Origin of the sequence: Citrobacter sp. MNAZ 1397, from assembly GCF_023613995.1 — a bacterium.
Classification (GTDB): domain Bacteria; phylum Pseudomonadota; class Gammaproteobacteria; order Enterobacterales; family Enterobacteriaceae; genus Phytobacter; species Phytobacter ursingii.
The window spans coordinates 2,547,538-2,562,632 of the sequence record NZ_JAKIVH010000001.1 but is presented as its reverse complement, the minus strand read 5'-3'; the positions used below and the strand labels follow the sequence as shown (position 1 = coordinate 2,562,632).

At 54.4% G+C, this 15,095-nt stretch carries 14 protein-coding genes; 4 read left to right on the top strand and 10 right to left on the bottom strand.

Annotation, left to right across the window (positions count from 1 at the left end; genetic code table 11):
- The first annotated feature begins 268 nt into the window (after window positions 1-268).
- Both chiP and chiQ read left to right on the top strand, forming a co-directional pair.
- Complete coding sequence (gene chiP, locus L2097_RS12020) at window positions 269-1,669, top strand: chitoporin ChiP (RefSeq protein ID WP_047371260.1); 1,401 nt, start codon at window positions 269-271, stop codon at window positions 1,667-1,669.
- Between the two features lie 17 nt (window positions 1,670-1,686).
- Entirely contained in the window at window positions 1,687-2,022 is a 336-nt protein-coding gene (gene chiQ, locus L2097_RS12015; protein WP_047373342.1) for a ChiQ/YbfN family lipoprotein, read from the top strand.
- 95 nt (window positions 2,023-2,117) lie between these two features.
- On the opposite strand, the gene fur is transcribed toward chiQ, so the two are convergent.
- From fur to ybfF, 4 genes are all read right to left on the bottom strand, one after another.
- Window positions 2,118-2,570 carry a ferric iron uptake transcriptional regulator gene (fur, locus tag L2097_RS12010; protein ID WP_047371259.1) on the bottom strand — a complete coding sequence of 151 codons (453 nt, stop codon included), beginning with the start codon at window positions 2,568-2,570 and terminating at the stop codon, window positions 2,118-2,120.
- Window positions 2,571-2,859: 289 nt separating this feature from the next.
- Window positions 2,860-3,390: a flavodoxin FldA gene (fldA, locus tag L2097_RS12005; protein WP_047371258.1), complete on the bottom strand. Its 531-nt coding sequence runs from the start codon at window positions 3,388-3,390 to the stop codon at window positions 2,860-2,862.
- 149 nt (window positions 3,391-3,539) lie between these two features.
- Window positions 3,540-3,833 carry a LexA regulated protein gene (gene ybfE / locus L2097_RS12000; RefSeq protein ID WP_047371257.1) on the bottom strand — a complete coding sequence of 98 codons (294 nt, stop codon included), beginning with the start codon at window positions 3,831-3,833 and terminating at the stop codon, window positions 3,540-3,542.
- Window positions 3,834-3,964: 131 nt separating this feature from the next.
- A complete protein-coding gene (gene ybfF / locus L2097_RS11995) occupies window positions 3,965-4,738 on the bottom strand; it encodes an esterase (RefSeq protein WP_047373341.1) in 774 nt (257 codons plus the stop codon).
- A gap of 182 nt (window positions 4,739-4,920) precedes the next feature.
- On the opposite strand from ybfF, the gene seqA reads away from it, so the two are divergent.
- Both seqA and pgm read left to right on the top strand, forming a co-directional pair.
- Window positions 4,921-5,469: a replication initiation negative regulator SeqA gene (seqA, locus tag L2097_RS11990; RefSeq protein WP_085006227.1), complete on the top strand. Its 549-nt coding sequence runs from the start codon at window positions 4,921-4,923 to the stop codon at window positions 5,467-5,469.
- A gap of 24 nt (window positions 5,470-5,493) precedes the next feature.
- Window positions 5,494-7,134, top strand: coding sequence for a phosphoglucomutase (alpha-D-glucose-1,6-bisphosphate-dependent) (pgm, locus tag L2097_RS11985; protein ID WP_047371255.1), 1,641 nt, complete (start codon window positions 5,494-5,496; stop codon window positions 7,132-7,134).
- Between the two features lie 35 nt (window positions 7,135-7,169).
- Here pgm and kdpE read toward each other — a convergent pair whose 3' ends face one another.
- The 6 genes from kdpE to kdpF are packed head-to-tail and all read right to left on the bottom strand — an operon-like array spanning window position 7,170 to window position 14,961.
- Window positions 7,170-7,847, bottom strand: a complete 678-nt coding sequence (kdpE, locus tag L2097_RS11980) for a two-component system response regulator KdpE (protein WP_047371254.1) — start codon at window positions 7,845-7,847, stop codon at window positions 7,170-7,172.
- Window positions 7,844-10,531, bottom strand: coding sequence for a two-component system sensor histidine kinase KdpD (gene kdpD, locus L2097_RS11975; protein WP_085006225.1), 2,688 nt, complete (start codon window positions 10,529-10,531; stop codon window positions 7,844-7,846). The genes kdpE and kdpD overlap by 4 nt, the downstream gene beginning before the upstream one ends.
- 3 nt (window positions 10,532-10,534) lie before the next feature.
- Window positions 10,535-11,113: a potassium-transporting ATPase subunit KdpC gene (gene kdpC / locus L2097_RS11970; RefSeq protein WP_047371252.1), complete on the bottom strand. Its 579-nt coding sequence runs from the start codon at window positions 11,111-11,113 to the stop codon at window positions 10,535-10,537.
- A gap of 13 nt (window positions 11,114-11,126) precedes the next feature.
- On the bottom strand, window positions 11,127-13,175 hold the full coding sequence (kdpB, locus tag L2097_RS11965; RefSeq protein WP_229222414.1) for a potassium-transporting ATPase subunit KdpB: 2,049 nt from the start codon (window positions 13,173-13,175) through the stop codon (window positions 11,127-11,129).
- A 17-nt stretch (window positions 13,176-13,192) separates the two neighbouring features.
- Window positions 13,193-14,872, bottom strand: coding sequence for a potassium-transporting ATPase subunit KdpA (gene kdpA, locus L2097_RS11960; protein ID WP_085006222.1), 1,680 nt, complete (start codon window positions 14,870-14,872; stop codon window positions 13,193-13,195).
- Window positions 14,872-14,961 carry a K(+)-transporting ATPase subunit F gene (gene kdpF / locus L2097_RS11955; RefSeq protein ID WP_041852093.1) on the bottom strand — a complete coding sequence of 30 codons (90 nt, stop codon included), beginning with the start codon at window positions 14,959-14,961 and terminating at the stop codon, window positions 14,872-14,874. The genes kdpA and kdpF overlap by 1 nt, the downstream gene beginning before the upstream one ends.
- Window positions 14,962-15,095: the final 134 nt, after the last annotated feature.

Below are 15,095 nucleotides of genomic sequence, written 5' to 3'. Positions count from 1 at the left end.
TCAGTTATTTATTGATAATTTAGTTTAAGTTCATTCAGGTTCCGCGCTATGCAAGCCAGTGACAGACTAACAATAAATCTGTGTGGTTCGTCATAATCCCCGTAATTCCTTCATGCAAAGGCTTGATAATTCGCGTCGCGAAAAATATGCTTACAAACGATAGATATAGAAACATTTTCTATAACTGTCAGTAATATTTCATTTTTTTTATTTATTGCTGTCTGCATTTGCGCAGCACTTTTTATGTTTTCGTCAAAGAGGAACACTCATGAACGCGTTTAACGCTAAACGTAAGGCGTTAGCGTTGGCTATTGCCTGCGCCACCGCATTACCAGGTTTAACTTTTGCTCCTTCCGTCAGCGCTGCTGGTTTTGTCGATGACGCTACGCTCACCGGCGGGATTTACTACTGGCAGCGCCAGCGTGACCGTAAAGATGTCACCGATGGCGATAAATACAAAACGAACCTGTCGCACTCCACATGGAATACGAACCTCGATTTCCAGTCTGGTTATGCTGCCGATATGTTCGGTATTGATGTCGCGGTCTTTGCAGCGATTGAGATGGCTGAATCCTCAGAAAGCGGACATCCGAATGAAATCGCATTTTCCAATAGCCACAAAGTGTATGACGAAGACTGGGCCGGCGATCGTAGCGGCGCAAGTCTCTATACAGCCGCAGCGAAATTTAAATATGGTCCTGTATGGGCGAGGGCAGGGTATATCCAGCCAACCGGGCAAACTCTGCTGGCATCAAACTGGAGCTTTATGCCGGGTACCTATCAGGGGGCGGAAGCCGGCGCAAAACTGGATTACGATGATAACGGCGCGCTGAGCTTCTCGTATATGTGGGCCAATGAATACAAAGCGCCGTGGTATAACGAAACGGATCATTTCTACCAGAACGATGGCGTGAGTAAAATCGACTACGTCCACTCTCTGGGCGCATCGTACGATTTTAAAAACAACCTTCTCCTTGAAGCCGCATTTGGTCAGGCACAAGGTTACGTTGATCAATACTTTGCCAAAGCCAGCTATAAGTTTGACGTCATAGGGAACCCGCTTTCCACCAGTTATCAGTTCTATGGTTCGCGCGACAAGGCCGATAACAACACCATCAATGATATTTACGACGGCACCGCGTGGTTACAGGCGCTCACCTTTGGTTATACGGTCGGTCCGGTGGATTTACGCCTTGAGGGAACCTGGGTCAAAGCCGATGGTCGCCAGGGCTATTTCAATTCACGTATGACGCCACGGTATGGCTCTTCCAATGGTCGCCTGGATATCTGGTGGGACAACCGTTCTGACTTTAACGCCCATAACGAGAAATCCGTCTTTGTCGGCGCCATGTATGACCTGAAAGGCTGGAATCTGCCTGGTTGGGCGGTTGGCGCATCGTACGTCTATGGCTGGGATGCCAAACCGTCTACTGTCTCCTCTGGCGACAAATACTACGATGCGGGCAACGCCATTAAAGAGTCAGCGTATAGCCTCGACCTGCTTTACACCGTGCAGGAAGGGATGGCAAAAGGCACGTTATTCAAGTTGCACTTCACCCAATATGATAACCATTCCAATATTCCGAGCTGGGGTGGTGGATATAACAACATCTTCCAGGACGAACGTGACGTGAAGTTTATCGTCATTGCGCCGCTGAATATTTTCTAATACCAGGGAGTGCCATGATGATGAAACCAATATTACTTGCCCTGCTAACGTTGGGACTTGCCGCCTGTGTGCAACAGCCGCAGGCGCCAAAGGAAGATGCGCGATTAAAAGAGGCTTACAGCGCCTGTATTAATACGGCAGAAGGTTCACCGGAGAAAACGGCGGCGTGCAGAAGCGTACTGGATGTTCTGCGCAAAGAGAAAGCACACCAGCAATTTGCGGAGGAAGAGAGTGTGCGCACGCTGGATTATCAGCAATGCCTTGAAGCGACGCATACCGGAAACGGGCAGGCGGTGAAAACCCGTTGTGACCAGATCTGGCAGGAGATTCATCACCATAACGCGGTAAATTAACCGTATCAAAGGCTCGCTTCGGCGGGCTTTTTTATGCGGTAAAGTCAGAAATAAAAAAGCCAACCCGGAGGTTGGCTTTTTTACGAAGCTGATGATTATTTCTCAGCGGCTTCGTGCGCGTTTTCGTCAGTACGGCAGTCGCCTTCGGCGCAATGGCCATAGAGGTACAGACTGTGGTTAGTCAGACGAATACCGTGTCTGGACGCGATCTCACGCTGACGCGCTTCAATAGAGTCATCACTGAACTCAATCACTTTGCCGCAATCCAGGCAAATTAAGTGATCGTGGTGATGCTGCTGGGTCAGTTCAAAGACGGACTTACCGCCTTCAAAGTTATGGCGGGTCACGATCCCGGCATCATCGAACTGGTTAAGCACACGGTACACCGTCGCCAGCCCAATCTCTTCGCCCATGTCGATCAGGCGCTTATATAAATCTTCCGCACTGACATGATGGTTCTCCGGCTCCTGAAGCACTTCCAGGATTTTTAACCGAGGAAGCGTGACTTTCAGGCCGGCCTTCTTTAATGCGGTATTGTTGTCAGTCATGCGGAATCTGTCCTGTTGCTAAACGATTCACTTCCCGTTGGGAAGCTACAAGGAATGCACCTGGGATAATGCGTCTCATTATAGAACTGCCATGCCTGAATGAAAACTGCAAGTCCTCAAGTAAAGTAAGCTTATAAAACGTGGTAGCGTCAACAAAGTCCTTTGTGTTACCCGTTTTAATCAGGGGTCATTGTACAGCGCTGGAGAAAAAAGTTAAAAAATTGTAGCAATTATTTCCATCGCTTTTATCTATTAATCAGGCGCAACCAGCAGGTTGCGCCAAACAACATCAGGCATTGATGATGTCATTCAGATGAAGTTCTTCGGAAATCTGTTTCACCCATTTATCGACACGGCCAGCGGTCAGTTCAGGCTGACGGTCTTCATCAATAGCAAGGCCAACGAAGTGGTTGTCGTCTGCCAGACCTTTGGACGCTTCAAAATGGTAACCTTCGGTCGGCCAGTGGCCTACGATGGTTGCGCCGCGCGGTTCAATGATGTCGCGGATAGTGCCCAACGCATCACAGAAATACTCTGCATAGTCTTCCTGATCGCCACAGCCAAACAGGGCAACCAGTTTGCCGTTAAAATCGATATCTTCCAGCGTCGGGAAAAAGTCATCCCAGTCACACTGTGCTTCACCATAATACCAGGTCGGGATGCCAAGCAGCAGGATGTCGTAACCTTCAAGATCCTCTTTGCTGCTTTTAGCAATGTCATGCACATCGGCAACATCTTTACCAAGTTGAGCCTGGATCATCTTTGCGATGTTTTCGGTATTACCGGTATCGCTGCCGAAAAAAATGCCTGTGATTGCCATGAGTAAAATAACCTCTTGAAACTTAATGATATGGTGGTGGCGATTGGCCCACGGATAAGGGCAATCATAGCAGATCAGAGAAGCACGCGGAAACTGCAATCACGCAAGACTGCACTCTGTGCAACATGAAAGTGAATTTTTGCGATAATTCAGAGGATTTCCTGGCTGTTCAGCGCGTTAAGCTGAGCCAGTAACATCTCTTCAATCAGTTCGCTGCGGCTCATTTCCCGCGCATCCGCCAGCGCGTTTAATGCGTCGACAGCCTCGGCGTTGAGTTTTAATTCGACGCGTTTAAGCCCACGAACCTTATCGCGTTTAAGCTGATTGCGCTTATTCACGCGCAATTGCTCGTCGCGAGAGAGCGGATTGGTTTTAGGACGTCCCGGGCGACGTTCATTCGCGAACAGATCTAATGTCGTGCGGTCCGTTTGTTCTTTAGCCATGATTTAAGAATACTACGGGAAGTACAAGCAATCGGGTCATAGCCCGGGCTGATTAGCGCGCCATCATACATCAGCGATGCGGACACGCCAACGACCGGGCGCTTTCCGACAATCGGTCGCCGGGTTTTTAATCAGTTTGTCTTTTCAGCGAGATAACGACGGATGGCGCGCAGAACCGCTTCCGGCTTTTCTGCATGCACCCAGTGCCCGGCACCGGCAATGACATGCGCGCGTGCCTGCGGGAACTGTTGCAGCAGGTCGTCACGATACTGTTCGCTGACATACGGCGATTTACCGCCGGGGATAAAAAGGGCGGGGTGATCCCAGGCTGGCACAGTTTCCCACCCCACAATATGGGGATACTGATCCCACAACGCGGGCACATTGAAGCGCCACTTGCCATCAACAAACGACTTGAGCAGGAACTGAATCACCCCTTCTTCATTTATATGTTCGCGCATGACGGCGGCGGCCTGCTGGCGCGTGGTGGCACTGGCGTCGGTCACCGCATTGATGGCGGCAAAGATCTCGTCGTGACGGCGCACGTGGTAATGGACCGGGGCAATGTCGATAGCGACGAGCTTGTCGATGCGTTCTGGCGCCAGCGCGGTAAATGCCATCACCGCTTTCCCCCCCATGGAGTGACCAACGAAGGTCGCGCGTTCTATACCATGGGCATCGAGGGTATCAAGTAAGTCCTGCGCCATCAGCGGATAATTCATCTCCGGTGACCGTCCGGAAAGGCCGTGATTTCGCATATCAACCTGAATAATATCATGGTCATTGACGAGGTCGCGGGCAAGTACGCCAAGGTTGTCCAGGCTACCAAATAAACCGTGAACCAGCACGATGGGGGAATTGTTGTGCGATTGTTGTGCAGATTGCGCTCGGGTATTCAATTTCATGGCAAAGTTCTTTTTTTCGCTCTTTCGGATTAAGGTATTATGTTGAACATTCTGCCGTCCGGCTGCAAGGTTTTGACACATTCTGACTTTGCCGCCATCCTGGTTTGACGCTATCCGCTGTTGGGATTTGACTTTATAATCTCAATAACTTGTATTCAGATTAGACACTGCACTGGATTAAGATGAAAACGATCGAAGTTGATGATGAGCTCTACAGTTATATTGCCAGCCATACAAAGCACATTGGCGAGAGCGCATCCGACATTTTACGGCGCATGTTGAAGTTTTCCGCCGCTCCGCAGCCAGCTGCCGCTGTTCCACTCGCGAAAGAGACCCCCGCACCTGTTACGGTTGAAGAAGTAAAACCGGCTAATACGGCGAAAGACAAAGTCCGCGCGGTGCGTGAACTGCTCCTTTCTGATGAGTATGCAGAGCAGAAAAAGGCCGTTAATCGCTTTATGCTGGTGCTGTCTACACTGTACGCATTAGATAAAAAGGCTTTTGCAGAATCCACTGAGTCTCTGCATGGCCGCACCCGCGTATACTTTGCGGCTGATGAACATACCCTGTTGCAAAACGGCAATCAGACGAAGCCAAAACAGGTGCCTGATACCCCGTACTGGGTTATCACTAACACGAATACGGGTCGTAAATGCAGCATGGTGGAGCACATCATGCAATCAATGCAATTCCCGACGGAGTTGATTGAAAAGGTTTGCGGCACAATTTAATCCTTGCATAAAAAGGACCAGGCAATGGCTAACCACGAACGTGCAGGGCAACCTGCGCAACAGAGCGATTTAATTAACGTCGCCCAGCTTACCGCGCAGTACTATGTGCTGAAACCGGAGATCGGCAATGCTGAGCACGCGGTAAAATTTGGTACGTCAGGTCACCGCGGAAGCGCGGGGCGTCACAGTTTCAACGAACAACACATTCTGGCAATTGCTCAGGCTATCGCCGAAGAGCGTGCCAAAAACGGTATCACCGGTCCGTGCTATGTTGGCAAAGATACCCATGCCCTGTCCGAACCTGCGTTTATCTCTGTTCTGGAAGTGCTGGCGGCAAACGGTGTTGATGTGATCGTGCAGGAAAATAACGGCTTCACGCCGACCCCTGCGGTGTCCAATGCCATCCTGGTACACAACAAAAAAGGTGGCGCGCAGGCTGATGGTATCGTCATTACGCCTTCACATAACCCACCGGAAGACGGCGGTATTAAATACAATCCGCCAAACGGTGGCCCGGCGGATACCAACGTGACCAAAGTGGTTGAAGACCGCGCTAATGCGCTGCTGGCTGACGGTCTGAAAGGCGTGAAACGCATCACTCTGGATGCCGCACTGGCGTCCGGTCACGTAAAAGAGCAGGACCTGGTACAGCCGTTTATCGAAGGGCTGGCTGATATCGTCGATATGGCGGCGATTCAGAAAGCGGGCCTGAAACTGGGCGTGGATCCGCTGGGGGGTTCCGGTATTGAATACTGGAAGCGTATTGCTGATTTCTACAAGCTTGATCTGACCATCGTTAACGATCAGGTTGATCAAACCTTCCGCTTTATGCACCTCGATAAAGACGGTGTTATCCGCATGGACTGCTCCTCTGAGTGCGCCATGGCTGGTCTGCTGGCGCTGCGCGATAAGTTCGATCTGGCCTTCGCCAACGACCCTGACTATGACCGTCATGGTATCGTTACACCTGCGGGGCTCATGAATCCGAACCACTACCTTGCTGTCGCGATTAACTATCTGTTCCAGCATCGTCCGCAGTGGGGCAAAGACGTCGCGGTAGGTAAAACCCTGGTTTCCTCCGCTATGATTGACCGCGTGGTCAACGATCTTGGTCGCAAACTGGTTGAAGTACCGGTTGGTTTCAAATGGTTTGTTGATGGCCTGTTCGACGGCAGTTTCGGCTTCGGTGGCGAAGAGAGTGCAGGGGCATCCTTCCTGCGTTTTGACGGCACGCCGTGGTCGACCGATAAAGACGGGATCATCATGTGCCTGCTGGCAGCGGAAATCACCGCTGTCACCGGGAAAAACCCGCAGCAGCACTACGACGAGCTGGCCGCACGTTTTGGTGCGCCGAGCTATAACCGTCTTGGCGCCAGCGCGACCTCCGCACAAAAAGCGGCATTGTCCAAACTCTCGCCGGAAATGGTCAGTGCCAGCACGCTGGCGGGCGATCCCATCACCGCACGTCTGACGGCAGCACCGGGTAACGGCGCTTCTATCGGTGGTCTGAAAGTGATGACCGACAACGGCTGGTTTGCCGCGCGTCCGTCAGGTACAGAAGATGCCTACAAAATTTACTGCGAAAGCTTCCTCGGTGAAGAACACCGTAAGCTTATCGAGAAAGAAGCGGTAGAGATTGTAAGTGAAGTACTGAAAAACGCGTAACCATCATCAGGCCCTGTCCAGGGCCTGATTCTTTTCTACAGCATAAACCGATAGCCAATGCCGGTTTCTGTCAATAAGTGGCGGGGACGCGCAGGATCGGCTTCCAGCTTCTGACGAAGATGACCCATATAGATGCGTAAATAGTGACTGTGCTCAACGGCATTCGGCCCCCAGACCTGGCTTAGCAACTGGCGTTGGGTCAGCACCTTGCCGTGGTTATTGAGTAATACGGCCAGCAGACGAAACTCGATAGGGGTGAGGTGCAGCTCTTCGCCCGCGCGCACAATACGACGGTTGGCGAGATCGACCTGAATATCTGAAAAACTCACCAACGGATCGCTCTGCTGTATGCCCGCATTGCGACGCAGCGCTACCCGCAGACGAGCCTGCAATTCGCCGATACCAAAGGGCTTACTGAGATAATCGTCGGCCCCGGCATCCAGCGCGGCAATTTTGTCGCTCTCTTCGGTTCGCGCGGATAATACGATAACCGGAATCTGGCTCCACTGACGTAGATCCCGGATAAAATCAATGCCATCACCGTCCGGCAAACCTAAATCAAGGATCACAAGGTCTGGTTTGCGTGTCGCGGCTTCGATAAGGCCGCGCTGCAGCGTTTCGGCTTCCCAGGCGCGTAACCCCTCGGCTTCCAGCGCGGCGCGCAGAAAACGACGTATGGCCTGTTCATCTTCAACGATGAGAACGTTAATCACAAATCCTCGGCTAATTCATCCAGTTGCGGTGGCGGTTCCAGCGGCAGTGTAACATAAAAACTGGCGCCGCCTTCCGGGCGGTTGGCAGCGGAAATCGTCCCGCCGTGCACCTCGACAATCGCCTCGCAGATGGCCAGCCCTAAGCCCACGCCGGGAATAGCCGACTCTTTGCTGCCACGGGCAAACTTCGCAAAAATCGCCTCTTCCTGTCCGACGGGAATACCCGGCCCGTTATCCCATACTTCGAGTGTCAGTCGCGAGTCATCATGCCGGGCATCGATACCGATATTCGCATTGTGTCCGGCGTATTTAACAGCATTTTCCAGAAGATTAATCAGTACGCGTTCAAACAGCGGCCCATCAACATGTACCAGCATGAGCGGGTCGGGGAGGCTCAGTGCAATATGGCGTTCGCCGAGGCCGGGTTCGAGTGTTTTCAGCGCACTCCCTACCACCTCCTCCAGGGTCAGCCACTCTTTTTTAAGATTAAAACCGCCGGACTGAATACGCGCCATATCCAGCAAGTTATTCACCAACCGGGTGGTATTGAGCACATGCTGACGAATTTCGCTGGCCTGAGGCGCATGCTTAGACCCTTCGCTGGCCAGATCCAGCGTCAGGATTTCCGCCTGGCCAAACAGTACGGTGAGCGGTGTACGCAGATCGTGGGAGAGTGCCGCCAGCAACGAGTTGCGTATGCTTTCCCGCTCACTGGCAAGGCGCGCCTGCTCTTCGCTGGTGGCCAACGCCTGGCGTTCCAGCGCACTGGCTACCAGCAAGGTAAAGGTTTCCAGAAGACGCTGCTGCTCAGGGATCATCAGCAGGCGTAAGTTTGCTGGTTCCACAATCAGTAAACCATGCGTTTTCTGCGCGCTTTTCAATGGCAATATCTGATAGGGCACGCCGGGGAGGGTATCGGTACCAGCCCCCGCAGGCTGTCCCTTATCAAAGCTCCAGCGAGCAATAGCGTCATCCCACGGGCTAATGCTCTGGGTCTGGGTTGCGGCGACCAGTTTTCCTGAATGATCGGGTAGCAAGACCTGGCTTCGGGCATCAAATGTTGAGCGGATAAACGCCTCGCTGGTTGTGGCGATATCGGCTTCGCTGCGCCCGGTCGCCAGCGCTTTCGACATCTCATACAGATGGCGAGTGCGCTGTTCGCGGTAGCGGGCGACGCGCGCCTGATAACGCACACCGGCAGTGAGATTGCCGATCACCAGGCCAACCGTCAGCATTACGCCGAACGTCAGCAGATACTGCACATCGGAAACGGCCAATGTTCCGCGTGGCGCAATAAAAAAGAGATCAAAGCTGACGACATTTATCACTGTAGCAAAGGCCGATGGCCAGCGACCGTACAGCAGCGCGACCACCACCACGCCAAGCAGATAGACCATCACCAGATTGGCGGCGTCAAAGGCGACCAGCCACTGCATCGCAATCAGCGTAATAGCGGCGCACAGGGCGACGGCGACCAGACAGCCTTTTAACTGAACGCGCCATTTTTCCATAAACGGACGGTTATCGCCGGGGCGGGAGGGCAGCGTAACGGGAGCATCATCCGGCGCAATGATCACCAGATCAAGGTCCGGCGCGCGGCGCGCCAGTCGGTCTGCAAAGGATTCAGCGCCAAACCAGCGCCGTTTATTACGCCTGCCGATGAGGATTTTGCCGAGGTTATGCTCGCGGGCGTAGCGCAAAATGGCTTTATCTTCTGCCGGGTCGGAGAGGGTTGCCGTTTCTGCGCCCAGCTCCTGGGCCAGGTGTAATGAGGCGAGGATTGCCCGACGTTGTTGTTCGGGCAAACGGTGCAGGGCAGGGGTTTCCACGTAGACCGCGTGCCAGACGCTGCCCAGTTTTGCCGCCAGACGGGCAGCCGTGCGGATCAGTTTCTCATTACCCGTACCGTGACCGACGCAGAGCAGGATGGCATCGCGCGTATGCCAGACTTTTTCATCCCCAAGGCGGTCGCGCCAGGCGCGCATCTGGTCGTCAACGCGATCGGCTGTTCGTCGCAGGGCCAGTTCACGTAAGGCGATAAGGTTGCCTTTGCGAAAGAAGTGCTCAATAGCGCGTTCGGCCTGACCACCGATATAGACTTTGCCCTCGTGAAGACGCTGGCGTAAATCGTCCGGCGGCAGGTCGACCAGCACTATTTCGTCCGCTGCGTCAAAAAAGGGGTCGGGCACCGTTTCGCGCACTTGTACGCCGGTAACGCCACTGACCACATCATTCAGACTTTCCAGATGTTGCACATTCACGGTGGTCAGAACATCGATGCCCGCTTCGAGCAACTCCTCCACATCCTGCCAGCGTTTCGGGTGGCGGGAGCCGGGCGCGTTGCTATGCGCCAGCTCATCCATCAATATCAATGCCGGACGCCGCGCAAGGGCGGCGTCAAGGTCAAACTCCTGAATCAGGCGAGCGCGATGGGCGATACGTCGCGGCGGCAGCACCGCCAGCCCATTGAGCAGAGCGGCGGTCTCCTTGCGCCCGTGAGTTTCCACCACGCCCACCAGAATATCCAGCCCCTGCGCCCGTAGCCGCTGCGCCTCCTGCAGCATGGCAAAGGTCTTCCCGACGCCGGCACAGGCGCCGAAAAAGATTTTCAGTTTGCCGCGATGATCCGTCGCCGTGTGTTCCAGCAGCCTGTCGGGATCCGGGCGCAAAGGCTCGTCTGTCATGACTTATTTATCCTTGAGCGCATCCAGCGCCAGATTCAGTTCAACAATATTCACCACAGGCTGACCAATAAAATCGAAAAGCGGGTGAGTGGTGTTTTCTTCTACTAGCCGGGCAACGGTCTGGGCAGGCAGATTACGTGCCTGAGCCACTCGTGGGATCTGCCAGACCACCGCCTGCGGCGTCAGATTGTTATCCAGACCGCTGGCCGATGTCGTTATCAGTTCCACCGGCACACGGGCATCGGCCTGTGGGTTTTCCTGACGCAGCTGGGCTACGCGCGCGCTCACTTCTTTATCCAGCTCGGGGTTACTGGCCGCCAGATTACTCCCGCCGGATGCCATCGGATTATAGGGCGCATCGGCTGTAGCGGAAGGGCGTCCGTGAAAATATCCCGCCGCGGTGAAGTTCTGCCCAATCAGGCGGGAGCCGCGAACCACATCGTCTCCTTCACGAATAAGCGAACCGTTGGCCTGCGTCTGGAACAACCACTGCCCCAGTGCCGTGGTAACCAGTGGGTAGAGCCCGCCGGTAATTAACGTCAGTACAATTAAAAGTACAAATGCCGGACGAATCAAAGCCATTTTTTTATCCCTCTTATACCAGGCCAAACAGCGTCAGCAACAGGTCGATAATCTTGATGCCGATAAACGGCACTACCAGTCCGCCCAGCCCATATACCCACAGGTTGCGGCGCAGCATGGCGGAGGCCGTCAACGGTTTGTAGCTCACCCCTTTCAACGCCAGCGGGATTAAAAAGACGATGATCAGGGCGTTGAAGATGACCGCGCTCAGAATGGCCGACGCCGGGGAGTGCAGGTGCATCACGTTCAGTGCATTGAGTTGCGGATAGGTGGCGGCAAATGCAGCCGGGATGATGGCAAAATATTTCGCCACATCGTTGGCAATACTGAACGTGGTCAGCGAACCACGGGTCATCAGCATTTGTTTACCGATATGTACCACCTCAATCAGCTTGGTGGGGTTGGAGTCCAGATCCACCATGTTGCCGGCCTCTTTCGCGGCCTGGGTCCCGGAGTTCATGGCAACCGCGACATCCGCCTGCGCCAGCGCCGGGGCGTCATTGGTGCCGTCGCCGGTCATCGCGACCAGACGGCCTTCTGATTGATACTGGCGAATCAGCGCCAGTTTTGCTTCCGGGGTCGCTTCGGCCAGAAAATCATCCACCCCGGCTTCGGCGGCGATGGCGGCGGCAGTAAGACGGTTATCCCCGGTGATCATGACCGTCTTGATCCCCATTTTCCGCAGCTGAGCGAAACGCTCTTTGATGCCGCCTTTGACGATATCTTTGAGCGCGATGACCCCCAATACGCGTGCCCCTTCTGCCACTACCAGCGGTGTAGCCCCGAGACGCGCTACCTGTTCCACGCGCTGCTCGACATCGGCCGGGAACTGGCCATTGTTAGCCTCAATATGACGACGAATGGCATCCACTGATCCTTTGCGGATCATGCGTCCCTGCACGTTAATGCCGCTCATACGGGTCTGCGCGGTAAAGGGGACAAATGTCGCCTGCAGACTCTGGACATCCCGCTCACGCAGGTTAAAGCGCTGCTTGGCCAGCACGACAATGCTGCGGCCTTCCGGCGTTTCATCCGCCAGAGATGAGAGCTGTGCGGCATCGGCCAGGGTTTTTTCATCCACGCCGTTGGCAGGCAGGAACTCGGAGGCCTGACGGTTGCCGAGTGTGATGGTGCCGGTTTTATCCAGCAGCAGGACATCGACATCGCCAGCGGCTTCTACGGCGCGCCCGCTGGTGGCAATAACATTGGCACCGAGCATACGGCTCATCCCGGCGACGCCGATCGCCGACAGCAAACCGCCGATGGTGGTCGGGATCAGGCAAACCAGCAGGGCCACAAGCACGGTCACGCTGACCGGCGTGCCGCCATAGACCGAGAACGGCCAGAGGGTGGCGGTCGCCAGCAGGAAGACAATGGTCAGCGCCACCAGCAGAATGGTCAGTGCGATCTCATTGGGGGTTTTACGGCGCTGGGCGCCTTCCACCATGGCAATCATCCGATCAAGGAAGGTTTCACCGGGGTTAACGCTACACTGAATCACCAGCCAGTCAGACAGAATGCGCGTGCCGCCGGTGACGGAGGCGAAATCGCCGCCGGATTCGCGGATAACCGGTGCGGACTCCCCGGTAATGGCGCTTTCATCCACCGACGCGCCGCCCTCAATCACTTCCCCATCGCAGGGAATAATATCGCCTGCTTCCACCAGCACCACATCGCCTTTACGTAAGTCAGCGGCGGGAATGTGGTCGATTTGCGCATCATGCTGGGGCGCGCGTAATTTGCGGGCGAAGGCCGTTTTCTTTACCCCTTTCAGGCTGTTGGCCTGCGCTTTGCTGCGACCTTCCGCCAGCGCTTCGGCGAAGTTGGCGAACAGTACGGTAAACCACAGCCACAGACTGACCGCGCCAGTAAACCAGGTGCTGCCATCGAGATATCCGCTTGCCATCGCCATCGCCAGCAGCGTGGTCAGCACGCTGCCAATCCAGACGATAAACATAACCGGGTTACGCCACTGAACATGCGGGCTCAGTTTAGTAATGGAATCAATCAGCGCCTGACGCACCAGCGTCGGTTCGAGCAGGGCCATTTGTTTGCGACTCATGACAAATACTCCGCAAATCAGCGTAAAGAGAGGTATTCCGCTACCGGACCCAGGGCCAGCGCAGGAATAAAGGTCAGGGCACCAACAAGCAACACGGTACCGATCAACAGGCCGACAAACAGCGCGCCGTGCGTGGGCAGCGTCCCGGTACTGGCAGGCTGAATTTTCTTATTCACCAGTGACCCGGCAATCGCCATGACCGGCACAATGATGCCGAAGCGACCAATGAACATGCAAAATGCCAGCAGGCAGTTCCAGAACGGCGTATTTGCGCTCAGGCCAGCAAAAGCGCTGCCATTGTTATTCGCCGCAGAAGAGACGGCATACAGCACCTCGCTAAAACCATGAATACCCGGGTTAAGCATGCCGCTGCGTCCCGCTTCGGTCATCATTGCCAGCGCGGTGCCGATCAGCACAAGGGCCGGTGTGACGAGGATCGCCAGCGCGGTCATTTTCATTTCGCGCACATCGATCTTCTTGCCGAGGTATTCCGGGGTGCGGCCAATCATCAGCCCGGCGATAAACACGGCCAGCATTACAAACAGCAACATGCCGTATAAGCCGGAGCCGACGCCGCCAAACACCACTTCGCCGATTTGCATCAGCCACATTGGCACCATCCCGCCCAGCGCGGTAAAGGAGTCATGCATGGCGTTAACGGCGCCACAGGAAGCTGATGTGGTGATGACTGCAAAGAGGCTACTGGCAAGGATGCCGAAGCGACTCTCTTTCCCTTCCATATTGATGGCGCTGTCACCGCCCAGCGTGAGGAAGTGCGGGTTACCCTGCCATTCGGCCCACATGACCACGGCGACGCAAATGACGAAGATGATCGACATGGCCCACAGAATGGCGTGTCCCTGGCGGCGATCGCTGACTGCATCGCCAAAGGCAAAACAGAGCGCTGCCGGGATTAAAAAGATCGCCAGCATCTGCACGAAGTTGGTTAACGCTGTAGGGTTTTCAAACGGGTGTGAGGAGTTGGCGTTAAAAAAGCCGCCGCCATTGGTCCCCAGCATTTTAATGGCTTCCTGCGAGGCAACGGGTCCCATCGGCAACAGCTGTTTTGCCCCCTCAAGGGAGGTAAAAGGCTGGTACGGCAGGATGTTTTGCAATGCGCCTTGTTGAATAAAGATCAGCGCAATAACCAGCGAAAGGGGCAGCAGCACCCACAGTGTAATGCGGGTTAAATCGACCCATGCATTACCCAGTGTCGTCACGCTATGGCGGGCAAAAGCGCGGATCAGGGCGAAAATGACCGCAATACCGGTGGCGGCGGAGAGGAAGTTTTGTACCGTCAACCCCACCATCTGGCTGAAATAGCTCAGGGTGGTTTCACCTGAATAGGATTGCCAGTTGGTGTTAGTCACGAAACTCACTGCAGTGTTCAGTGCCAGATGCCAGGACAATCCAGGGAACTGTTGCGGGTTAAAAGGCAATATGCCCTGCAACATCAGCATGGCGAACAGCAACACCAGACCGAAAATATTGAGCCACACTATCGCCATCAGATACTGGAGCCAGCCCATTTCCCGGGAATCAATCCCCATCATCCGCAGCAGTCCGTTCTCCAGCGTTGATACGCCGGGAAGGGGAGCGCCGACGATCATCTTCGCCAGTAACGTTCCTAAGGGGCGAGCAAGAATAAACAGGACCAGTAAAAAGCTGACAATCAGTAAAAACGCCTGGGCTGCCATCAGAAAGCCTCCGCGTTAATCAGGGCATAGACCAGATAGCCCAACAACAGGAACACCAGCACGATACCGGTTACGACGCCTGCACTCACAATCCACCTCCAGGTGTTTTAGGGATTGCTGTGAGCGTAGGATTTTGCGTGCAAAGATTTCGCAAAAATCAGATGGGCGGGTGTAAAAAAAATATAAAAATGGCGAAGACCCTATTTTAACTAATGGTTAGTAT